The 21,988-nt window shown below is 67.6% G+C and carries 18 protein-coding genes; 6 read left to right on the forward strand and 12 right to left on the reverse strand.

Annotated features, from left to right (window positions below):
• The first annotated feature begins 57 nt into the window (after positions 1–57).
• Positions 58–711: a heme-binding beta-barrel domain-containing protein gene (locus EAW56_RS04500; RefSeq protein ID WP_095546742.1), complete on the forward strand. Its 654-nt coding sequence runs from the start codon at positions 58–60 to the stop codon at positions 709–711.
• On the opposite strand, the gene EAW56_RS04505 is transcribed toward EAW56_RS04500, so the two are convergent.
• Positions 708–1,619 (reverse strand): aminodeoxychorismate lyase, encoded by a 912-nt coding sequence (locus EAW56_RS04505; protein ID WP_369801180.1) that lies wholly within the window; start codon positions 1,617–1,619, stop codon positions 708–710. The genes EAW56_RS04500 and EAW56_RS04505 overlap by 4 nt on opposite strands.
• Before the next feature lie 41 nt (positions 1,620–1,660).
• Between EAW56_RS04505 and ygfZ the strand changes: the two genes are divergently transcribed.
• A complete protein-coding gene (gene ygfZ, locus EAW56_RS04510) occupies positions 1,661–2,707 on the forward strand; it encodes a CAF17-like 4Fe-4S cluster assembly/insertion protein YgfZ (protein ID WP_122085318.1) in 1,047 nt (348 codons plus the stop codon).
• Between the two features lie 128 nt (positions 2,708–2,835).
• The gene (locus EAW56_RS04515) at positions 2,836–3,039 is read left to right on the forward strand and encodes a DUF3073 domain-containing protein (RefSeq protein ID WP_095278693.1); all 204 of its coding nucleotides are present in this window, start codon (positions 2,836–2,838) and stop codon (positions 3,037–3,039) included.
• A 110-nt stretch (positions 3,040–3,149) separates the two neighbouring features.
• Here the strand turns inward: EAW56_RS04515 and purM are convergent, their stop codons facing one another.
• From purM to EAW56_RS04530, 3 genes are read right to left on the reverse strand one after another with little or no spacing between them, the layout of a single operon-like run.
• Positions 3,150–4,223: a phosphoribosylformylglycinamidine cyclo-ligase gene (gene purM, locus EAW56_RS04520; protein ID WP_122085320.1), complete on the reverse strand. Its 1,074-nt coding sequence runs from the start codon at positions 4,221–4,223 to the stop codon at positions 3,150–3,152.
• A complete protein-coding gene (purF, locus tag EAW56_RS04525) occupies positions 4,216–5,721 on the reverse strand; it encodes an amidophosphoribosyltransferase (protein WP_122085322.1) in 1,506 nt (501 codons plus the stop codon). Before purF ends, purM begins: the two co-directional genes overlap by 8 nt.
• 39 nt (positions 5,722–5,760) lie before the next feature.
• Positions 5,761–6,153, reverse strand: a complete 393-nt coding sequence (locus tag EAW56_RS04530) for a sterol carrier family protein (RefSeq protein WP_095536258.1) — start codon at positions 6,151–6,153, stop codon at positions 5,761–5,763.
• 25 nt (positions 6,154–6,178) lie between these two features.
• On the opposite strand from EAW56_RS04530, the gene EAW56_RS04535 reads away from it, so the two are divergent.
• Positions 6,179–7,186 (forward strand): acyl-CoA thioesterase, encoded by a 1,008-nt coding sequence (locus EAW56_RS04535; protein ID WP_122085324.1) that lies wholly within the window; start codon positions 6,179–6,181, stop codon positions 7,184–7,186.
• Positions 7,187–7,642: 456 nt separating this feature from the next.
• On the opposite strand, the gene purL is transcribed toward EAW56_RS04535, so the two are convergent.
• Genes purL through purS form a run of 3 tightly spaced genes read right to left on the reverse strand, consistent with a single transcriptional unit; the run spans position 7,643 to position 10,839 of the window.
• A complete protein-coding gene (gene purL / locus EAW56_RS04540) occupies positions 7,643–9,925 on the reverse strand; it encodes a phosphoribosylformylglycinamidine synthase subunit PurL (RefSeq protein WP_122085326.1) in 2,283 nt (760 codons plus the stop codon).
• A 6-nt stretch (positions 9,926–9,931) separates the two neighbouring features.
• Positions 9,932–10,612: a phosphoribosylformylglycinamidine synthase subunit PurQ gene (gene purQ / locus EAW56_RS04545; RefSeq protein WP_095278702.1), complete on the reverse strand. Its 681-nt coding sequence runs from the start codon at positions 10,610–10,612 to the stop codon at positions 9,932–9,934.
• Positions 10,609–10,839 carry a phosphoribosylformylglycinamidine synthase subunit PurS gene (purS, locus tag EAW56_RS04550; protein WP_095278703.1) on the reverse strand — a complete coding sequence of 77 codons (231 nt, stop codon included), beginning with the start codon at positions 10,837–10,839 and terminating at the stop codon, positions 10,609–10,611. The genes purQ and purS overlap by 4 nt, the downstream gene beginning before the upstream one ends.
• A gap of 192 nt (positions 10,840–11,031) precedes the next feature.
• Here purS and EAW56_RS04555 point away from each other — a divergent pair, with 192 nt between their 5' ends.
• On the forward strand, positions 11,032–14,592 hold the full coding sequence (locus tag EAW56_RS04555) for an ExeM/NucH family extracellular endonuclease (protein WP_167457392.1): 3,561 nt from the start codon (positions 11,032–11,034) through the stop codon (positions 14,590–14,592).
• Between the two features lie 34 nt (positions 14,593–14,626).
• Here EAW56_RS04555 and EAW56_RS04560 read toward each other — a convergent pair whose 3' ends face one another.
• The 3 genes from EAW56_RS04560 to EAW56_RS04570 are packed head-to-tail and all read right to left on the reverse strand — an operon-like array spanning position 14,627 to position 18,343.
• Entirely contained in the window at positions 14,627–15,310 is a 684-nt protein-coding gene (locus EAW56_RS04560) for a DUF2334 domain-containing protein (protein ID WP_095278705.1), read from the reverse strand.
• A 5-nt stretch (positions 15,311–15,315) separates the two neighbouring features.
• Positions 15,316–17,421: a S9 family peptidase gene (locus EAW56_RS04565; RefSeq protein ID WP_122085328.1), complete on the reverse strand. Its 2,106-nt coding sequence runs from the start codon at positions 17,419–17,421 to the stop codon at positions 15,316–15,318.
• A gap of 25 nt (positions 17,422–17,446) precedes the next feature.
• The gene (locus EAW56_RS04570; RefSeq protein WP_095536342.1) at positions 17,447–18,343 is read right to left on the reverse strand and encodes a phosphoribosylaminoimidazolesuccinocarboxamide synthase; all 897 of its coding nucleotides are present in this window, start codon (positions 18,341–18,343) and stop codon (positions 17,447–17,449) included.
• Positions 18,344–18,380: 37 nt separating this feature from the next.
• On the opposite strand from EAW56_RS04570, the gene EAW56_RS04575 reads away from it, so the two are divergent.
• Entirely contained in the window at positions 18,381–19,085 is a 705-nt protein-coding gene (locus tag EAW56_RS04575) for a hypothetical protein (RefSeq protein ID WP_147453252.1), read from the forward strand.
• Positions 19,086–19,259: 174 nt separating this feature from the next.
• Here EAW56_RS04575 and purB read toward each other — a convergent pair whose 3' ends face one another.
• On the reverse strand, positions 19,260–20,690 hold the full coding sequence (purB, locus tag EAW56_RS04580) for an adenylosuccinate lyase (protein ID WP_122085332.1): 1,431 nt from the start codon (positions 20,688–20,690) through the stop codon (positions 19,260–19,262).
• Positions 20,691–20,712: 22 nt separating this feature from the next.
• Positions 20,713–21,978 (reverse strand): phosphoribosylamine--glycine ligase, encoded by a 1,266-nt coding sequence (gene purD / locus EAW56_RS04585; protein ID WP_122085334.1) that lies wholly within the window; start codon positions 21,976–21,978, stop codon positions 20,713–20,715.
• Positions 21,979–21,988 lie beyond the last annotated feature (10 nt).

The raw sequence follows: 21,988 nt of genomic DNA on the forward strand, positions 1-21,988 counted from the left end.
GGCGAGGCAGGCGAGGCAGAGTGCGGTCGCGGCACGCCAACGACTACCCTGGCTGGCATGGCTGATACAGAGAACCCCACCCCCGAGAACACCGGCTCGCTCAACGGCAACGAGGCCGTCAACCTGGCCGCGGAGCAGTCGAAGAACACGGCGCACCGCAACATCCCGGCGCTGGGCTTTGAGGACTTCCCGCTAGAGGAGGACACGGCGAACCTGCGCCAGGGTCCGAGCCTGCACGACGGGCTGCTGGCGCTGTTGCCGCTGGTCGGCGTGTGGACCGGCACCGGCCAGGCCAACGACAACGGCGAGGAGTACGCCTTTGGCCAGCGCCTGGTGATCTCTCATGACGGCGAGAACTACCTGCGCTTCGAGTCGCGCATCTGGCGCATCGACGAGGACGGCAACGCCACCGGCGCCGACCAGCGCGAGGTGGGATTCTGGCGCATCTCCCTGAAGGACGAGATCGAGGTGACCCTCACTAACTCCCGCGGCCTCGTCGAGGTGATGTACGGCGAGCCGGTCAACGAGCGCGCCTGGCAGCTGCAGAGCGCCACCACCCTGGCCACCGAGTCCGGCCCGAAGCAGCACGGCGCGGGCAAGCGCCTCTACGGGCTCATGCCCAACAACAACCTGGGCTGGGTCGACGAGCGCGCCGTCGGCGGCGAGATGGTTCCCTACATGTCCGCCGAGCTCAAGCGCATCGCCGGCTAAGCCCTATCCAGCGCGGCGACGATCAGCTTTTGCACCTCCGCCGCGTTGTCCGGTGCCGGCAGCTTCTTCCCGTTCAGCTTGCGCACCCGCGCGTACATGCGCGTGGAGCTGACCAGCCAGACGGATTCCGCCTTCAGCAGCTCGCTGAGGTACATGTCCTTCTGCTTACACTTCCACCCCTTCTTCTCCGCGTGCGCGAACAGCGCCGCTTGGGTGGTGCCGGGCAGGATCCCCGGTCCCGGCTTCGGGGTGCGCAGCCGCCCGCCCTTCTTCACAATCACCACCGTCGAGGTCGCGCCCTCCAGGACACGGTCCGTCTCCGGATCGATATAGATGACGTCGTCGTACCCCTCTCCGCGGGCCCACCGCAGCGCCGCCATGGACGCCGCGTAGTTCAGCGTCTTCGCGCCCACCCGCATCCAGGGGACCTCCGCCTCCCCGCCTTCGCCGCGGTTGATGGTGTAGCCGCGCGGGGTGGTCACCACGCTCACCCCGTTCTTGCGCTCCTCCAAGACCGAGTCCGGGATCGGCCGGATGGTCAGCCAGGCTGTGGGCACGCCGGTAGTCTCGCGCCCGCGCGACATGGTCCAGACGCACTTCGCGTCCACGTCCTCCGCAGCAAGCCCACGTTCACGCACGTAGTCGGCCACCGCCTCCCGGGTCGCCTTAATCCAGTGCTCCCTGCCGGGGTCGGGCAGGTCGAGGGTGGCGGCGGAGCGCCGGAACCGCTCCACGTGCTGCTCCAGGTTCGCGGGCTCGCCCTTGCGGATGAGGATCGTTTCAAAGATCCCGTCGCCGCGCGTCACAGCCGCATCGTCCCAGAAGATGTGGGGCGTGTTCGCGTTTTGTCTGCGCACGGAGCCGCCGAAGGGCTCGACGAGGTAAATGACCGGAGCGGGTGGGAGCATCGATGCCATACTGTCCCATTATGCCCGTATGATCGGGGTCTATGTCGTATTCGTCCGATCTTTTACAGCTGCCAGGCGCCACCCCCATCGAGTCCAACCCGCTCGCCGAGGGAGTGGCCTGGCACTACGGCAATCCGCTCGCGGAGCAGCAGGGCTTACGCGTCATCGATCGCTCGCACCGCCGCGTCATCGCCGTCTCCGGCCCCGACGCCGCCGAGTTCCTGAACAACCTGCTTTCGCAGAAGCTTATCGACGCCACGCCGTCCCTCACCGCCGCCGCCCTCGACCTGGACATCCAGGGCCACATCCTGCACCATGCCGACCTCGCGCTGGTGGACGGCACGTTCTACCTCGACGTCCCGCCCGCGCAGTTCGACTCCTTCGTGGACTACCTGCGCAAGATGGTGTTCTGGTCCGACGTGACTGTGGAGGAGGCCGACTTGGCCATCCTCACCCTGCTTGCAGACGACGCCGAGTTCCCCGCCATCGACGAGGCCGTCTTCACCCGCCGCGTCAGCGACTTCTCCCCCGCTCGTCTGGACGTGGCGGTACCGCGTGGGGAGGCGCTGGGCGTGGCCAAGCACCTCCACGAGCAGGGGGTGGCCTACGCCGGCATGATGGCGTTTACGGCCGCGCGGGTGCGCAACGTCGAACCCGAACTTGGCGTGGACCTTGACGAGAAATCCATCCCGCACGAGGCGCCGCGCCTGATCAACCGCGGCGAGCACATCGGGGCCGTCCACCTGAACAAGGGCTGCTACCGCGGGCAGGAAACCGTCGCGCGCGTGGAAAACCTCGGCCGGTCCCCTCGCCTGCTGGTCATGCTGCAGCTCGACGGTTCTGCCCCGCACGACCCGCAGCCGGGCGAGACCATCACCTCCAACGGGCGCAAGGTAGGCCGGCTGGGCACCGTCGTCCAGGACGCCGACTACGGCCCGGTCGCGCTCGGACTGGTCAAGCGCTCCGCCCTCACCGCCCCGCTGGACATCGAGGGGGTCGCTGCGAGCGTGGATCCGGACTCGCTGCCTACCGACGAAGGCGAGAAGCTTGGCCGTCTCGCGGTGGACAAACTGCGCCGCGGGCGTTAATCCCAGCTCAGGGGCCGGGTGAGCATTTTCGTGGCGTACAGGCTATTATGTCCCCCAGGACAATAACTATCGAAAGTATGAGGCCGCCTTCTTAGGCCGCCCTAGAACCACCTCAAGGGGGTCACGCCATGGGCCGCGGACGCGCCAAAGCAAAGCAGACCAAGGTTGCTCGCCAACTTAAGTACAACACGCCTGAAATGGACCTCGATTCTCTGCAGCGTGAGCTTGCAGGCAAGGCACCGCAGCGGCGTTGGGACGAGGACGACGACGAGGTGGATGACCAGTACGCCGAGTACGCGGACTGGGACGATGATGACGAGGACCGGAAGTAAGTCCGCCCGGCCCCACAACGCCACCATTCACACCGTTTGAGCACAAGCACCCGGTAACACCGGGTGCTTTGTTTATGTGCGGGGTGCGCCGCGCCTAGTACTGCGGGTGCCTAGTACTGCGGGTGCTCGCCCACCAGCACTGCACGCTGGGTCTCGCCGTTGTCCGCAGCGCGGACCTCGCCGAGGACCCAAGAGTCCACGTGGCGGGCGGCCAGGATCGCCAGCGCGCGGTCCCGGTCCTCCGGCGCGACGACGGCGACCATGCCGACACCCATGTTGAAGGTCTTCTCCATCTCCTCGTCCGGCACCTGGCCGACCGACTTGATGGTGCGGAAGATCTGCCCCGGCGTCCAGGTGGCGCGGCGCATCTCCGCAACCAGGCCCTCCGGGATGATGCGGACCATGTTGCCCGCCAGGCCACCACCGGTGACGTGGCAGAAGGTGCGGACCTCGCACTCGGAGGCCAGCTCGAGGCAGTCGCGGGCGTAGATGCGCGTCGGCTCCAGCAGCTCCTCGCCGAGGGTGCGGTCGAACTCCTCAATGTGGCCGTCAAGCGGCAGACCGGCCTTCTCCAGCAGGACGTGGCGCGCCAGGGAGTAGCCGTTGGAGTGCAGGCCGGACGAGGCCATGGCGATAATCGTGTCGCCCTCGCGCACGCGGTCCGGCCCGAGCAGCTCATCCGCCTCCACGACGCCGACGGCGGTGGCGGAGACGTCATAGTCGTCGGCCTCCATCACGCCGGGGTGCTCGGCGGTCTCGCCGCCGAGGAGCGCGCAGCCGGCCTGGACGCAGCCTTCGGCAATACCGCCGACGATGTCGGCGATCTTTTCCGGCACGACCTTGCCGGTAGCGATGTAGTCCTGCAGGAACAGCGGCTCGGCGCCGCAGACGACCAAGTCGTCGACGCACATGGCGACCAGGTCGATGCCGATGGTGTCGTGCTTGTCAATCGCCTGGGCGACGGCCAGCTTAGTGCCCACGCCGTCGGAGCCGGCCGCGAGCAACGGCTCGCGGTACTTGCCCAGGGCGAACAGGCCGGCGAACCCGCCGATGCCGCCCTTGACCTCCGGGCGGGACGCGCGCTTCGCGTGGCCCTTCAGCAGCTCGACGGCGCGGTCGCCGGCCTCGATGTCAACGCCCGCGGCGGCGTAGGAGACGGAAGGGTCGGAGTTCTGGTTAGTCATGTCGGGTGTCACCTTTCTGGATGCGCCGGACAAGGTCGGCGTTCGGGTTGCCGTCGGGAAGCCCGAGCGGGTAGTTGCCGTCGAAGCAGGCCGCGCAGAGGTTTTCTGCGGGGTGGTTTGTGGCGGCGATCATGTCGTCGATAGGCACGAAGGCCAAAGAGTCGGCGCCGATCATGGTGCGGATGGACTCGGCGACCTCCGCATCGGTGCCGCCGCGGCCGTGGTTGGCAATGAGCTCGCCGGGGCTGGCGAAGTCGATGCCGTAGAAGCACGGCCACTTCACCGGCGGCGACGCGATGCGCACGTGTACCTCGGCGGCGCCCGCCTCGTGCAGCATGCGGATCAGCTTGCGCTGGGTGTTGCCGCGCACGATCGAGTCGTCCACCACCACGAGCCGCTTGCCCTCGATGACGGCGCGCACCGGGTTCAGCTTCAGCCGCAGCCCGAGCTGCCGCAGCGTATCGGACGGCTGGATAAACGTGCGACCCACGTACGCGTTCTTCATCAACCCCTGCTTGAAGGGGATCCCGGACTCCTCGGCGTAGCCGATCGCCGCGGGGGTGCCCGACTCAGGCACCGGCATGACCAGGTCGGCCTCCACCGGGTCGACTCGCGCTAATCGACGCCCAATCTCAACGCGGCTGGCATTTACCGTCTGGCCGTCCAGCACCGAATCCGGGCGCGCCACGTAGACGTACTCGAAGACGCAGCGGGCCTGGCGCGGCGCCTCGGCGAAGCGCTCGGAGCGGATGCCGGTGGCGTCGATGGCCACGAGCTCCCCCGGCTCGATGTCGCGCACGAAGGAGGCGCCGACGATGTCCAGGGCGCACGTCTCGGAGGCGACGACCCAGCCGCGCTCCAACCGGCCCAGGGACAGGGGGCGGACGCCGTGCGGGTCGCGGGCGGCGTAGAGGGTGTCGCCGTCGGTGACCATGAAGCAGAACGCGCCCTGGAGGCGTGGGAGGAGGTCGAGGGCGGCGTCGATAAGCGTGTGCTCCCCGCGGATCCGGTCGGCGAGCAGCGCGGAAACGACCGCGGTATCGGAGGACGAGCCCTGGCCCTGCACGCCGTCGGCCGGGATGAGCTTGCGCTCGATCGCCTCGGCCTGCAGCTCCTGGTAATTGGTCAGGTTGCCGTTGTGCGCGAGCGCGACGTCCGTGCCGTTTGGCGAGGTACGGAACATCGGCTGCACGTTATCCCAGGAATTGCCGCCCGCGGTGGAGTAGCGCGTGTGCCCGATGGCCACATCGCCCTGGAGCGCGTCGAGGACGGACTCGTCGAAGACCTGGCTGACCAGGCCCGTGTCCTTAAACACGACGATGTTGGAGTGATCGCCCACCGCAATGCCCGCGCCCTCCTGGCCGCGGTGCTGGAGGGCGAACAAGCCGAAATAGGACAGTTTGGAGACGTCTTCACCAGGCGCCCACACGCCGAACACGCCGCACTCATCGCGCGGTGTGTCGTCGAGCTGCGCCCGGGAGTCCCCGTCATTTTCCATGCTCACGGTATGCACGGCCCTTACTTTAACGGACCGCGCCTACGAAAGGGCAATTACGGGCAACCCCCGCGCGATCTCGCCCGCACGGGAGCCGGAGGCGTCGATCCTGCCCGCGGCCACCTCATCCTCAAACGTGCTGCGACCGGTGGCGATGCGCAGCCAGGTCTCCGGAGCCATCTCCACCACGTTCGGCGGGGTGCCGCGGGTGTGCCGCGGGCCCTCAACGCACTGCACCGCCACGAACGGGGGCACGCGCAGCTCCACCGACTTGCCCGGGAGTTCTTCGGCGAGGGTGCGGGCGGTGCGGCGGGTGGCGTCGGCAAGCAATGCCCTGCCGGGTGTCTCCCCTTGACCATCGAGCCACGCGGCAACCGCCGCCACCGCCTCGCGCGTTGCCGCCGGGTCCTGCTTCGAGCTTCTGCTGGATGCCATGCGCTCCATACTAAGATGCCTAGCCATGACGAACACAGCAGTCCCCGTGAACCGGTCGGCGTCCATCACACTGCGGTTCATGGCATCGCCTACCGACGTCCTCATCGCCGGCGCCCAGGGCGTCTCGGGCGGCCGCGTCCTCGAATGGATTGATAAGGCCGCTTACGCCTGCGCCGCGCAATGGTCCGCCACCTACTGCGTGACCGCCTACGTGGGGCACATCCACTTCACCCGGCCAATCCCGTCCGGCCACATCGTGGAGGTGCGCTCCACGATCGCCATGACCGGGCGCAGCTCAATGCACATTGTCAACGAGGTGCTCTCCGCCGACCCCCGCGAAGGCAAGTTCACCCGTGCCTGCGACTGCCTGGTCATCTTCGTGGCCAAGGACCCGGAGACCGGCAAGTCCATGCCCGTGCCGACGTTCGTGCCGATTACCGACGAGCAGCGCCGCGTCGAGAAGGCCGCGAAGTCGCGCGTGGACCTGCGCAAGGCCATCGAGGCGTCCATGGAAGAGCAGACCTACACCGACGACGGCACCGCGCCGCGCCTGACCCACCGGTTCATGGCCAAGCCCACCGACGTGAACTGGGGCGGCAACGTCCACGGCGGCACCGCGATGGAATGGATCGACGAGGCCGGCCTCGCCTGCTCCATGGAATGGTCCGGCGAGCGCACCGTCGCCGTCTACGCCGGCGGCATCCGGTTCTACAAGCCCATCCACATCGGCGACCTCATCGAGGTGGAGGCGCGCATCACGCGCACCGACTCCCGCTCCATCCACGTCTCCACCTTCGTCCGCTCCGGCGACCCGCGCGGCGGGCGCGAGCAGCTGAGCAACGCCATCCACGCCTCGTTTACCTACATCGGCATCGACGTCGACGGCCACCCGCTGCCCGCGCGCCAATTCGTGCCGGTGACTGACGAGGACAAGCGACTCTGGGAGCACACCCAGACACTCAAGGACCTGCGCGGCCAGTACGAGCCAGAACCGCTGGTCGAGCGGCCGGGTCCCACGCAGCGGGTGGACTAGGGCTGGGTTGTTGGCTGGGTAGCTGGGGTTGTTGGGGGTGCGCCGCTGGGTTTTTCGCTGCGTAACTCCGTCGTCTAAATGGAGCTAGCTCCGTTTAGGGTTTACGGGTCCGTGCGACCTGGGGTTTTACCGGCGGGGCAGGTCCAAATGGAGCTAGCTCCATTTAGGGTTCACGATTCTGCGCGACCTGGAGTTTTACCGGCGGGGCAGGTCTAAATGGAGCTAGCTCCATTTAGGGTTCACGGTCCCGCACGACCTGGGGTTTTACCGGCCGGGCAGGTCCAAATGGAGCTAGCTCCATTTACGCCGCGCTCCCGAAGCCGTAACGAACCCCAGCAACGTCGCAGAAACGACAAAGCCCGCCGCGCCGGCACCTGTGGCACCGGCGACGACGGACATGCCGAAGATAGCGGCGAGCGTCAGCAGTAGCGCAACCACGTGACGCCCGCCTAGGCGCTACACCGCCGCGTTCGGCGCGTGCGCTGCGGCGAAGTGCGACGGAAGGGTGTCGGCCCAGGCGTCGCGAAGCTGGGCAATCTCCAGCTGCTCGGAGCCGAAGTGCAGTTCGCCGTCCGCACGCGTGCTGCCGATCACCGCGGCCGGCACGCCTGCGGCACCGGCGCGCTCCACCAGCGCGTCCGCGCGGTCGGCGGTCACGGCGACCAGGACGCGGGACGCGGACTCCGAGAACAGCGCGGTGAACGCGTCCTCATGCACGGCCGCGAGGTCCAGGTCAGCGCCCTTTCCGGAGGCCTGCAGCATCTCGAACACGGCCTGCGACAGGCCACCCTCGGACAGGTCGTGGGCGGCGGTCACGCCACCGTTGCCCGCGGCATCGGCGAAGAACTTCGCCAGCCGCTCCTCGTTTGCCAGGTCCACCTTCGGCGGCACGCCGCCCAGGCCCGCGCCAGAGATGTCCTGCCACACGGAGCCGCCGAACTCGTCGGAGGTCTCGCCGAGCAGGACCAGGGAGAACTCCTCCTCCGTCGAAGGCACGGCGTGCGGATTGGCCTTGGCCACGTCGTCGATGACGCCGAGCACGCCGACGACCGGGGTCGGCAGGATCGGGGTCTCGCCGGTCTGGTTGTAGAAGGACACGTTGCCGCCGGAGACCGGGATGTTCAGCTCGGCGGCGCCGTCGGCAAGCCCGTGCACTGCTTCGCGGAACTGCCACATCACGTCCGGGTTCTCGGGCGAGCCGAAGTTGAGGCAGTTGGTCACCGCGACCGGGGTCGCGCCGGTAACCGCGACGTTGCGGTAGGCCTCGGCGAGCGCCAGGCGAGCGCCCTGGTTCGGGTCGAGGTAGGTGTAGCGGCCGGAGGCGTCGGTAGCGATGGCGACGCCGCGGTTGGTCTCCTCGTTAATGCGCAGCACGCCGGAGTCTGCGCCGTGGGCCTGCACGGTGTTGCCGCGTACGTAGCGGTCGTACTGCTGCACGATGTAGTCGCGCGAGCACAGCGCAGGCGAGGCCACCATCTTCAGCCATGCGGCGGACGGCGCCTCCTGCTTGTTCACTTCGCCGCGTTCAGCGACCTCGTCAATCCAGTCCGGGCGGGCGTAGGGCCGCTCGTACACCGGGCCTTCGTCGATCGACGACGGCGGCGCGTCCAGCACGACCTCGCCACCGTGGGTGACCACGTAGCGGTCCTTCTCGTCGGTGACCTCGCCGATGACGGCGGCGCCCACCTCCCACTTCGCGCAGATCTCCATGAAGCGGTCCACGTTCTCCGGGGTGACCACGGCGCACATGCGCTCCTGGGATTCGGAGGCGAGGATCTCGGCGGCCGACATGTTCTCGGCGCGCAGCGGGACGTTGTCCAGGTTGACGCGCATGCCGCCGTCGCCAGCCGCGGCCAGCTCGGAGGTGGCGCAGGCCAGACCACCGCCACCGAGGTCCTGGATGCCCACGACCACGCCGGCGTGGTAGAGCTCCAGGCAGCACTCGATGAGCACCTTCTCCGCGAACGGGTCGCCGACCTGCACGGCCGGCAGCTTGCGCTCCTCGCCCTCCTCGAAGGTGGCGGAGCCCAGCACGGAGACGCCGCCGATGCCGTCGAGGCCAGTGCGCGAGCCGAAGAGCACCACTTTGTTGCCAGTGCCGGACGCGAAGGCGAGCTTCAAGTCCTCGACTTTCAGGGTGCCCACGCACAGGGCGTTGACCAGCGGGTTGCCGGCATACGCGGCGTCGAAGACGGTCTCACCGCCGATGTTGGGCAGGCCGAGCGAGTTGCCGTAGCCGCCGATGCCGTGGACCACGCCGGGCAGGACGCGCTTGGTGTCCTCGGCATCCGCCGGGCCGAAGCGCAGCTGGTCCATGACAGCGATCGGGCGCGCGCCCATGGCCATGATGTCGCGGACGATGCCGCCCACGCCGGTTGCGGCGCCCTGGTAGGGCTCCACGAACGACGGGTGGTTGTGGCTCTCCACGCGGAAGGTCACCGCGTCGCCGTCGCCGATGTCCACCACACCGGCGTTTTCGCCAATGCCGGCGAGGATCTTGGAGGCCATCTCCTCGGTCATCGTCTCGCCGAAGTAGCGCAGGTGCACCTTGGAGGACTTGTACGAGCAGTGCTCGGACCACATCACGGAGTACACGGTCAGCTCCGCGTCCGTGGGGCGGCGGCCCAGGATGGACTTGATCTTGTCGTATTCCTCATCGCGCAGGCCCAGTTCCGCATACGGCTGGTCAAGGTCAGGGGTCGCTTGCGCGTTCTCGACGGTGTCGTCGTGCACGGTCATAGTCGTTTACGCTCCGATCTTCGAGATAGCGTCGATGGCGGATTCGAACAGGCCCAGACCGTCGGTGGACGGGCCGGTGAGCAGCTCAATCGCGTGTTCCGGGTGCGGCATGAGGCCGACGACGCGGCCCGACTCATTGGTCACGCCCGCGATCGAATTGGCGGAGCCGTTGAAGTTGTCGGTGTAGCGGAAGACCACGCGGCCCTCCTGCTCCAGCTGGTGCACCGTCTCTTGCGAGGCCTGGAAGCGGCCCTCGCCGTGCTTCGCTGGAACTAAGATCTTCTGGCCAGCCTCGAAGCGGGAGGTCCACGCGGTGTCCGCGTTGGCGATCTCCAGGTAGGTGTCCACGCAGTGGAAGTCCAGGTGCTGGTTGCGGGTGAGCGCGCCTGGCAGCAGGCCGGCCTCGGTGAGGATCTGGAAGCCGTTGCAGATGCCCAGCACCGGCATGCCCTTCTTCGCGGCCTCCACCACGGCACCCATCATCGGTGCCTGTGCGGCGATCGCGCCGGAGCGCAGGTAGTCGCCGTAGGAGAACCCGCCCGGGACGACGACGGCGTCCACGCCGGTCAGGTCGTCGTCGGCGTGCCACAGCTGCTTCGGCTCGGCTCCTGCGAGGCGGACGGCGCGGAGGGCGTCGACGTCGTCAAGCGTGCCCGGGAACGTGATAACCCCGATGGTTGCCGTCATCGAACAACCTCGAAATCCTCGATCACGGTGTTGGACAGGAGGGTCTCCGCGACGCGAGCGAGCTCCTCATCCGTGACGGAGTCGTCCACCTCGATCTCGAAGCGCTTGCCCTGGCGGACATCCTGGACCCCGTTCACCCCGATTCGCCCAAGTGCGCGCTGGACAGCCTGGCCCTGCGGATCCAGGATTTCAGCCTTCGGCATGACATTTACCACGACACGTGCCATGAGATTCCTTCATTAGTCAGAGGTCAGCAGACGTGGGCAAGTATATCCGACGCCCCCGGGGAACCAATAGCGGTCCAACAGATGAACAATGCCTGAACTTTAAGTTTTTACTGAGTTTATACCCAGCACAGTCTAGCGACCGGCGTTATTTTAGCTGGGAAATCACTCCATCTTCTCAGCAAAGGGTTCCACATGCGTTTCAACCACCGCCACGGGTTCTCCGCAGCGTTCATCGTCGCGCTCGCAGCCGGCACCATCACCGTCCCCACCGCGCACGCGGCGACCGACGGCTCCAACGTAGTCATCAACGAGGTCTACGGAGGCGGCGGCAACTCCGGCTCCACCATCTCCAACGACTTTGTCGAGCTGTACAACCCCACCGACAAGGACATCGACATCACCGGATGGGTCCTCGACCAGCAGTCCGCCGAGGGCAATACCGGCAACACGACCACGCTTTCCGGATCCGTGCCTGCGGGCGGCTACTTCCTGATCAAGGGCGCCGCGGGCAAAGACACGTCTAACCCGCTCGAAAATGCCGACTACGAAAGCTCCTTCAACTTCAGCGGCACGAAAGCGAGCGCAGTGCTTACCGACGCCTCCGGCACCCAAATCGACCTCGTCGGCTGGGGAGGAGCGGCCAACTTTGAGGGCAAAGCCGCCGAGGGGACGTCGAACTCCACCTCCATCCAGCGCAAAGAGGCGGGCGTAGACACCGACGACAACGCCGCTGACTTCCACGCAGCCGCGCCGACCCCGCAGGGCTCGGGCAGCGATCCGGTCGTGCCGTCTGAGCCGACCGACCCCGCTGACCCGTCCGACCCCGCGCAGCCAGCCCCGGAGCCCGGCGCGATCACCCCGATCGCTGAGATCCAGGGCACCGGCGCCGCTTCCCCGCTCGAGGGCAAGACCGTGACCACAGAGGGCGTGGTCACCGCCGTGTACGACGAGGGCGGCAAGAACGGCTTCTTCCTGCAGACCGCGGGCACCGGCGGCGCAGAAAAGAAGGCCGGCGACGCTTCCGACGGCATCTTCGTCTACATGGGCGGGAACAACGACTTCCCGCAGCGCGGCGACTCCCTCCAGGTGACCGGCAAGGTCTCCGAGTACTTCAACCAGACCCAGATCACCGTTTCCTCCAAGCAGAAGCTGGATGAGGCGCTCGAGGCACCGAAGGCGGTGGAGCTCACCGAGCTCCCGGCTGGCGACGACGCCCGCGAGCCCTACGAGGGCATGCTGGTCCGCCCGGGCACCTACACCGTGACCGACAACTACAACCTGAACAACACCGGTGACCTCGGCCTGGTGGCGGGCACCGAGCCGATCTACAACTTCACCGACAAGAACGCACCGAGCGTCGACGGCTACCGCAAGTACGAGGCTGACGCCGCAGATCAGCTGGTTTACCTGGACGACGGCCGTACCAAAAACTACTTCCGCTCCGACAAAGAAACACCGCTGCCCTACCTGGTGACCTCGGATAAGGGCGTGAAGTCCATCCGCACCACCGACCAGGTGGAGTTCCAGACCGACGTGGTTGTGGACTACTCCTTCGACCGGTGGCGCTTCCAGCCGCTGCAGCCGATCACCGGCAAGAACGCCGCCGACGAGCTGCCGATCACGTGGGAGGACTCCCGCGCGAAGTCCATCGACGTGCCGGGCACCGTGAAGGGCGACTTCTCCCTCGGCTTCTTCAACGTCCTGAACTACTTCAACTCCCTGGGCCAGGATGAGGCCAACTGCAAGGCTTACCCGGACATGAACGGCACCCCTGTCGGGTCCAACCGCTGCAAGGTCCGCGGCGCGTACACCGAGGATGCGTTCAAGGACCAGCAGGCCAAGATCGTCACCGCGATTAACACGCTGGACGTCGACGTGCTCGGTCTCTCTGAGATTGAGAACTCTGCGACCGTCACCGGTGACGTGGCCAAGCGCGACGAGACCCTGCAGAACCTGGTGGACGCGCTCAACGACGCCGCGGGCGAGGAGAAGTGGGCCCTGGTGAAGTCCCCGACCCAGCTGGGCACCGACGAGGACTACATCCGTGTCGCGTTCATTTACCAAAAGGACAAGGTCCGCCCGGTCGGCGAGTCCAAGATCTTCAACGACGACGCATTCACCGGCACCGCCCGCCAGCCGCTGGCCCAGGAGTTTGAGCCGGCCGAGGGCGGCGACAACTTCGTAGCCGTGGTCAACCACTTCAAGTCCAAGGGCTCCGTTGCTAACAGCGACAAGGATTCCGGCGACGGCCAGGGCAACAACCCGGCCGTTCGTGAGGCCCAGGCACAGGCGCTCATTGATCACCTGAACAAGGAGGACGAGTGGGCTGACCTGCCGACCTTCATCCTCGGCGACCTGAACTCCTACACCAAGGAAGACGCCATCACCACCATCGAAAAAGGCGGCTTCTCCCTGGTCCACCACGAAAAGGACTTCAACCAGGCCTCTTACCAGTTCGGCGGCCGCCTCGGCACCCTCGACCACGTGCTGGCCAACGCGTCCGCACGCGACCTGGTCCAGGACTCCGCAGTGTGGAACATCAACGGCGACGAATCGGTCGCGTTCGAGTACTCACGCCGCAACTACAACGCGCAGGACTTCTTCGGCAGCGGCGACGATAAGCTCTACGGCTACGGCAACCCGTTCCGCTCCTCCGATCACGACCCGGTCAAGGTCGGCTTCAACATCACCGTCGATCCGGAGCTCGAAGGCCGCACCATCATCAAGGCAGAGGTGCTTGACGACGGCCACCTGTGGGTGACCTACTCCGACGACAAGGACAACCCGGTCGACCTGGGCAAGGTTACTGGCGAGGACGGCGCCGCGGGCAAGGATGGCCAGGACGGTAAGGACGGCAAGCCGGGTGCCACGGGTGCCGATGGCAAGGACGGCGACAAGGGCGACAAGGGCGACAAGGGCGAAACCGGCGAGCCGGGCGCCGCAGGTAAGGACGGCCAGGACGGCGCCAAGGGCGAGAAGGGTGACAAGGGCGACAAGGGCGAAACCGGCGAGCCGGGCGCCGCAGGTAAGGACGGCAAGGACGGCGCCAAGGGCGCCAAGGGCGACAAGGGTGACACCGGCGAGCCGGGCGCCGCAGGCAAGGACGGCAACGACGGCCGTGGCATCGAGTCCGTTGCCATCAACGAGGACGGCGAGCTCATCGTCCACTACAACGATGGCCACGCCGAGAACGCTGGCAAGGTCAACGGCACCAGCGGCGAGGATGGCAAAGATGGCACCGACGGCACCGACGGTAAGGACGGCGCTGCGGGTAAAGACGGTAAGGACGGCGCTGCCGGGCGCGGCGTTGCCGGCTTTGAGGTCGTCGACGGCGAGCTCGAGGTGACCTACACCGACGGCACCACCCAGAAGGTCGGCCCGATCGCTGGTCAGGATGGCGCTACTGGTGACAATGGCAAGGATGGCACCGACGGTAAGGACGGTAAGGACGGCGCTGCCGGCCGCGGCGTTGAGAAGGTCGAGGTCGACGACGAGGGCAACCTCGTCGTCACCTTCACCGACGGCACCACCCAGAAGGCCGGCAAGGTGCAGCCGGACGCACCGGAGCAGCCGCAGAAGCCGGTCCAGGACGGTGGCGACCAGGGCACGTCCGCGGACGGCAGCTCCACCTTCGGCACGATCCTCGGCATCATCGCTGCGCTTATCGCGGGGCTCGGCCTCGCGGGCGCGGCTGCGTACCACTTCATGCCGCAGCAGGTGAACGATCTGCTCAACCAGCTAGGTCTGCGTTAAAGACCTCGCTGAGCAAGCCGCGAGGAAGCCCGCCCTACAGGAACGCCCTGTAGTCGGCGGGCTCTGCGCCGTTGGCCTGGGCGCACAGGACAGCCGCGGTGAAGTCGCGGCGGACCTTCTTTTTGTGCAGCTCACGGGCGGAGATAGATAAGCGAAGGGTGTTGCCCTTCTCCGCGCCGCGGACGGCGGCAGCGATGATGTTGCGTCGCCACCACTTGGCCGTGCCGTAGCCCTCGCCGACGGAGAGGTTGCGGCAGCGGGTGAAGGGGGTGGCGGTGGCGTCGGTAAGCGAATAGATGCCCTTCGTTGACACGGCGAGGCGAAACCCGAAGTCCGGGAGCACGCCGAGTGTGCCTGGGGACATGCGCCAGCGCGGCGGGGCGAACATGTCGAGGTGGAAACCGAGCGCCTCCATCTGGCGGGTCGCGCCGGTGAGGCGCAGGCGCGCTTCGTGCTCGCCGAGCGACGCGAACTCGGAGCGGCGGCCCTGCACCGCCTGGTCGAAACCGTTGAGGAGCAGGGCGCGGTGCTCGGCCTGCTCGAGGAGCCAGCCGCGCGTGCGCGAGTCCTTGGCCAGGTGCCACTTCTTGTCGATGTGCGGTGCGACCAGCAACGACACCGGCACGCGTTTGCGGTCCAGGCCCTCGACGAGCCGGACTACGTCATCGAGCGTGTCATCAAAAATGGACGAAATTGAGACGAGAACGCGACCAGACATACCCGCTATTCTCCCACAGCGGCCACGGCTTTGCTCTTCACCAACGTCCACGCGTACTCGAACGCCGTCTGCTTCCACTTGGCGTAGCGGCCGGACACGCCGCCGTGGCCCGCGGACATTTCGGTCTTGAGCAAAATCTCTCCGCCGGTGGCGTGCTCGCGCAGCTTGGCCACCCACTTCGCGGGCTCAACGTAGAGCACGCGGGTGTCGTTCAGGCTGGTCACGGCCAGGATGTCGGGGTAGTCCTGCGCGATGATGTTCTCGTACGGCGCGTAACCGACCATGTAGTCGTACACCTCGGGGTCGTGGTACGGGTCGCCCCACTCCTCCCACTCGCCGACGGTGAGCGGCAGCTCGGGCTTGAGGATGGAGGTCAGCGGGTCCACGAACGGCACGATCGCCTGGATGCCCGCGAACTTCTCCGGCGCCATGTTCGCCACCGCGCCCATGAGCAGCCCGCCCGCAGAGCCGCCCTCGGCGACGAGGTGCTCCGGATCGGTCATGCCCAGTTGGATGAGCGTGTCAGCGCACGCGATGAAGTCCGTGAACGTGTTCTTCTTGTGCAGCATCTTGCCCTGGTCGTACCAGCTGCGGCCCATCTCGCCGCCGCCGCGCACGTGCGCGCACGCCCACACCATCCCGCGGTCCAGCAGCGAGAGTCGCGCGATGGAGAAGCCTGGGTCCATCGACGCCTCGTACGAGCCGTAGCCGTACAGCAAGGTGGGCGAAGCGTTCGGGGCAGTCGCTTTTCGACGCACCACCGACACCGGAATCTCCACCCCGTCCTCAGCCTTCGCCCAGATCCGCTCGGCAACGTACTCGTCCGGGTTGTAACCGCCCTCAACCTCCTGCTCCTTGAGCAGGGTGAACGAGTCGTCCTTAACCCGGTAATCCAACAGCTGCGACGGCTGCGTGTACGAGGTGTAGCCCACCCGGACCACGGGCGCGTCCCACTCCGGGTTGCCGGCCAGGCTCGCGGTGTAGAGCTCCTCGGAGAACTCCAGCTCCTTGAAGGGGGCGAAGTCCTCGCCCGTGAGCGGCGCAACGGCCAGGCGCGGGATCCCGCCGCGGCGGTACGACATGAACACGAAGTCGCGGTAGACGTCCAGCCCCTCGATGCGGGTCGTGTCCGAGTGCGGGACGATGACGTGCAGGTCGCGCAGGTCCGGTAGCTCGGCGGCGAGTGCGACCGCGCTGACCGCGAAGTTCGGCCCCGCGGCGTTGTGCGTGACCAGCCAGTACTCGCGGTCCCCCAGCGCGGCGTAGTCCGGGTGGTACTCCACGCCCTCCTCGCGAGGGCGCATCACCTGAAACTCGGCGGTGGGGTGCTCAAGCGGCGCGACGCGGTACTCGGTAGTCAGGGACGACGAGGACAGGATGTAGAGGAAGCGCTCCGCGCGGTCCGCGCCCACGCCGACGCCGAACTTCTCGTCCTTCTCCTCGAAGACCAGGACGTCCTCGGACGCGTCCGTGCCCACCTTGTGGCGCCAGATCTGATGGGGCCGCCAGGCGTCGTCGCAGCGGACGTAGAACAGGTAGTCATCGCCTGCCCAGGTCGCGCCGTAGAAGACGCCCTCGATGACGTCGCCGAGCAGCTCGCCGGTCTCCAGGTCCTTGATGCGTAGGTCGAAGCGCTCGTCGCCGGTGGTGTCCACCGAGTAGGCCAGGAGGCGGCCAGAGGTGGTGACCGAGGAGGCGCCAATGGAGAAGAATTCGTGGCCGTCGGCGAGCTCGTTGGCGTCGATAAGCACCTGCTCCCCGGGCATCTCCTCCGAGACCTCGGGTGGGGTCCAGGGGTCGTCGGCGGCGGGGACGCGGCACGAGAGGGCGTAGTTCTTGCCCTCGATGGTGCGGCCGTAGTACCACCAGTCGCCCGCGCGCTGCGGCACGGACATATCCGTTTCCTTCACGCGCGACTTGATCTCGCCGTAGATCGCGTCGGTCAAATCGCTCAGGTGCGCGGTGGCCTGCTCAGTGGCGGCGTTTTCCGCCTCCAGGTACGCGATCGTCTCCGGGCTGTCTTTGTCGCGCAGCCACTCGTAGTTGTCCACGAAGTCGCGGCCGTGGAACGAGCGGGTGATCGGGTGCTTCGGTGCCTTGGGGAAATCCATAGGCACCCAGCCTAGGGCACCGCGCTTACGCGTTGGCGCCCGGCCAGTCGCCGAACTTCTCGCCGCTCAGGCGCTCGTACGCCTCGATGTAGCGGTCGCGCGTGGCCTCCACCACGGAACCCGGCAGCTCCGGCGGCTGCGTGCCCTCCGAGGGGCGCCAGCCCGACTTCGGGCCGGTGAGCCAGTTGCGCACGTACTGCTTGTCAAAGCTGGGCTGCTTCTGCCCCTCCTTGTAGGAATCGGCGGGCCAGTAGCGGGAGGAATCCGGGGTCAGGACTTCGTCGGCAAGCACGAGCTCCCCGTTGCTATCCAGGCCGAACTCGAACTTGGTGTCCGCCAGAATGATGCCCTTGGTCTCCGCGTACTCCGCAGCGCGCGAGTAGACCTCGAGGGTGCGATCGCGCAGGCGCTCCGCCAGCTCGGTGCCGATCTTGCCCGCCATGTACTTGAACGTCACGTTTTCGTCGTGATCGCCCTGCGCGGCCTTCGTCGCCGGGGTGAAAATCGGCTCCGGCAGCTTCGACGCCTCAACGAGACCCTCGGGCAGCTTCACGCCGCAGACCATGCCGCGCTCGTCGTACTCCTTCTTGCCCGAGCCGGTGAGGTAGCCGCGGGCGACGCACTCGAACTCGACCATGTCCAGTTTCTTCACCACCATCGCTCGGCCCAGCACCTCCTCCGGGATCCGCGGATCATCGATCGGCCCCGCGAGGTGGTTTGGAATCCCGTCCAGCAGGTCGAAGAAAAACATCGACGTTGCGGTGAGGATCCGCCCCTTGTCCGGGATCTCGGGCTCGAGCGAGAAGTCGAACGCGGAGATGCGATCCGAGGCCACCATGAGCAAGGTGTCCGCATCTACCTGGTAAATCTCGCGGACTTTGCCGCCGGAAAGGTGAGTGTAGTCAGAAAGCTCTGGACGCATGGCACCAAGCATATACCGCGCCACTACCATGTTCCGCATGGTCTCTCGCCTCCCAGTGTTGCTCGCGCTGCCGGTCGCCGCCGCACTCGCCGCGTGCTCGCCGCAACCCGCCGGCACGGACGCCGCCGACATGCCCGACTTCGCCCCCACCCGCGACAACGCCGTCCTCCGCTTCGGCGACACCGCGCTCGTCGCCACCGAGGACCCCGCAACCGGCACCCAGGTGCAGTGGGAGGTCACCGTCGAGCGCCCGCGCCGCATCACCGGCACCCAAGCCGCCAACAACCTCCGCTCGCCCGACCCGCAGCGGTTCGCCGCGTTCACCTGCTTCCCGGTCACGCTCACGCCCGTCGCCATCGGCAGCAACCCCACCGGTCCCACGGTGCCCGTGCCGGAGCTTTCGCTTATCGACGCCACCCCCGCCCCCTCCACAACCCTCACCGCCAACTCCGTCCCATCCCAGCCGGGCAGCGGCACGGGCCTCGGCGACGGGTCGGGTGCTGGGTCGCGGGCTGGGGCTGGTTCGCGGGCTGGGGCTGGTGCTGTGCCTGGGGCCGCTTCGCCGTCCGCGGCGGAGGCGTACTGCGACATGGGCAGCGGCGCCCCCTCCGGCTACACCGCTGAACTGGAGGAAGGCCGCGCCTACACCACCGCGCTCGCGTCCTGGGAGCGCCGCGTGGACCCCGGCGTCCCCGCCACCGGCGTGCGCCTCGACGCCACCGGCGTCCGCTGGGCGGAGTAGACCCCGCCCCGGGTCGGCGGTCGGCGCTGCTCCTTCCAAACGGAGCTAGCTCCATCTACACGCGAACCACCAGCAAAACCCCAGGTCGCCGATCAACACCAACCCCAAACGGAGCTAGCTCCTTTTAGACGCAGACAGCACCGACTACGCCCGCCACCCCCCGGCCGCGGCGAGCTACAGGATCTCGCCCGGGCGGTAGTTGGCGGCGTCGGGGTACTTGTGCACGAGGGCGTCGATACGCGTGAGCACGCGGTCGACCTGCGACTCTGCCGCGCCGATAAACGCGTGCCGATCCGCGAGGGCCTCCTCAAGCTGGCCGAGGTCCAGCGGCAGGCGATCGTCGTCGGCAAGACGCTCGACCAGGTTCTGCTCGGCGCCGTTCTCGCGCATGTCCAGGGCCATGGCGACGGCGTTTTCCTTGATCACCTCGTGGGCGGTCTCGCGGCCCACCCCGGCGCGCACGGACGCCATGAGGATGCGGGTGGTGGCCAGGAACGGCAGGTAGCGGTCGAGCTCGCGGGTGATCATGGCGGGGAACGCGCCGAACTCGTCGAGGACGGTGAGGAAGGTCTCCAGCTGCCCGTCGATGGCAAAGAAGGCGTCCGGCAGCGCGACGCGGCGCACGACGGAGCAGAACACGTCGCCCTCGTTCCACTGCTGCCCAGCCAGGTCAGCGGCCATGGTGAGGTAGCCGCGCAGGATGACCTGGAAGCCGCCCACGCGCTCGCAGGAGCGCGCGTTCATCTTGTGCGGCATGGCGGAGGAGCCGACCTGGCCCTCCTTGAAGCCCTCGGTCACCGTCTCGTTGCCCGCCATGAGGCGGATCGTGGTGGCCAGCGAGGACGGGCCGGCGCCGAGCTGGACCAGCGCGGAGATCGCCTCGAAGTCCAGGGAGCGCGGGTAGACCTGGCCGACGGAGTCGAAGACCGTGTCAAAGCCCAGGTGGCCGGCCACCTTGGATTCCAGCTCGGCGAGCTTCGCCTCGTCTCCGCCCATGAGGTCGAGCATGTCCTGCGCCGTCCCCATCGGGCCCTTGATGCCGCGCAGCGGGTAGCCGTCAAGCAACGACTCGATGCGGTCGACCGCGACCAGGATCTCGTCGGCTGCGGACGCGAAGCGCTTGCCCAGCGTGGTCGCCTGCGCGGCCACGTTGTGGGAGCGGCCTGCCATCACCAGCGACTTGTACTCGGATGCCCGGTTGCCCACGGCCTTGAGCAGGGCGACGGACTTGCCGCGGACCAGTTCGAGCGCGCGCACGATCTGCAGCTGCTCGACGTTCTCGGTCAGGTCGCGGCTGGTCATGCCCTTGTGGATGTGCTCGTAACCGGCGAGCGCGTTGAACTCCTCGATGCGCGCCTTCACGTCGTGGCGCGTGACGCGCTCCCGCTCCGCGATGGAGCTCAGGTCGACGCGGTCGATGACGGACTCGTAGGCGTCGATAGCCTCTTGCGGGATCTCCACGCCGAGCTCACGCTGGGCGCGCATGACGGCGATCCACAGCTGCCGCTCGAGGATGATCTTGTGCTCGGCGCTCCACAGCCTCGCCATCTCCGGCGAGGCGTAGCGGTTGGACAGGACGTTGGGGTTTGCAGGCTTCTCAGTCACGCGCCAATTATCGCACAGGGGGCTAGTGCTTATCGACGCTCACCTCACCCGCCACCGCACGCCGCCCAATATCCTTCCTGTAGAAGGACCCGCGCATCTCGATCCCCCCGATGACGCGGTAGGCGTCCGCGATCGCGTCCTCCAGGCTCGCGCCGTGGCCGAGCACGTTGAGCACGCGCCCGCCCGCGGACACGTAGCCCTCATCCGTGCGCGCAGTGCCCGCGTGCAGCACCTTGTCCGGGTTGTCCAGCTCCGGCCCCGTGATCGCGTCGCCCTTGGCGGGGCTGGCCGGGTAGTTCTCGGCGGCGAGCACGACCGTGGCGGCGTAGCCGTCCTTCCACTGCAGCGGCGGCAGGTCCGCGAGCGTGCCGGTGGCCACGGCGTACAGCGGCTCGGCGAGCGGGGTCTCCAGCATGGACAGCACGGCCTGGGTCTCCGGGTCGCCGAAGCGGGCGTTGAACTCCACCACGGCCGGGCCCTCCGGCCCCCACGCAGCACCCACGTAGAGCAGGCCCTGGTAGGGGGTGCCGCGGTTGACCATCTCGCGCGCGACCGGCGCCGCGACCTCGTCCACGATGCGCTGCACGCCGTCCTCCGGCAGCCACGGCAGCGGGGTGTAGGCGCCCATGCCGCCGGTGTTCGGGCCCTCGTCGTTGTCGTAGGCGCGCTTGTGGTCCTGCGCGGGCAGCAGCGGGACCACGGTTTCGCCGTCGACGAGGCAGAACAGGGAAACCTCGGGGCCTTCGAGGAAGGACTCGAACAGGACCGGGTTGCCCGCCTCGAGCACCGCCTGCGCGTGGGCCGCGGCCTCGGCGCGGTCCGTGGTGACCACGACGCCCTTGCCGCCGGCCAAGCCGTCGTCCTTGACCACGTAGTTCGGGCCGAACTGCTCCAGAGCCTTTTCGACGCCCGCCGCGCCCTCCTCCGGCGCAACGCGCAGCGCGCGGGCCGTGCGCACGCCAGCGGCGGCCATGACGTCCTTGGCAAACGCCTTCGAGCCCTCCAACTGGGCCGCGGCCTTGGTGGGGCCGAAGACGGGGATGCCCTCCTCGCGCAGGGCGTCGGCGGCACCGGTGACCAGCGGGGCCTCCGGGCCGATCACCACGAGCTCCGCCTGCTCGTCGCGGGCGAGGGTGACGATGGCTTGGGGCGACGTGGCGTCGATAGGCAATTGCTTGGCCAGCGTCGACATACCCGCGTTGCCGGGTGCGACGACGAGCTCGTTGCCGGACAGACCTTTGAGCAGGGCGTGTTCGCGGCCGCCCGAACCGATAACAAGGATGCGCATGGCCTCAAAC

This window comes from Corynebacterium gottingense (assembly GCF_003693265.1).
GTDB classification, from domain to species: Bacteria; Actinomycetota; Actinomycetes; order Mycobacteriales; family Mycobacteriaceae; genus Corynebacterium; species Corynebacterium gottingense.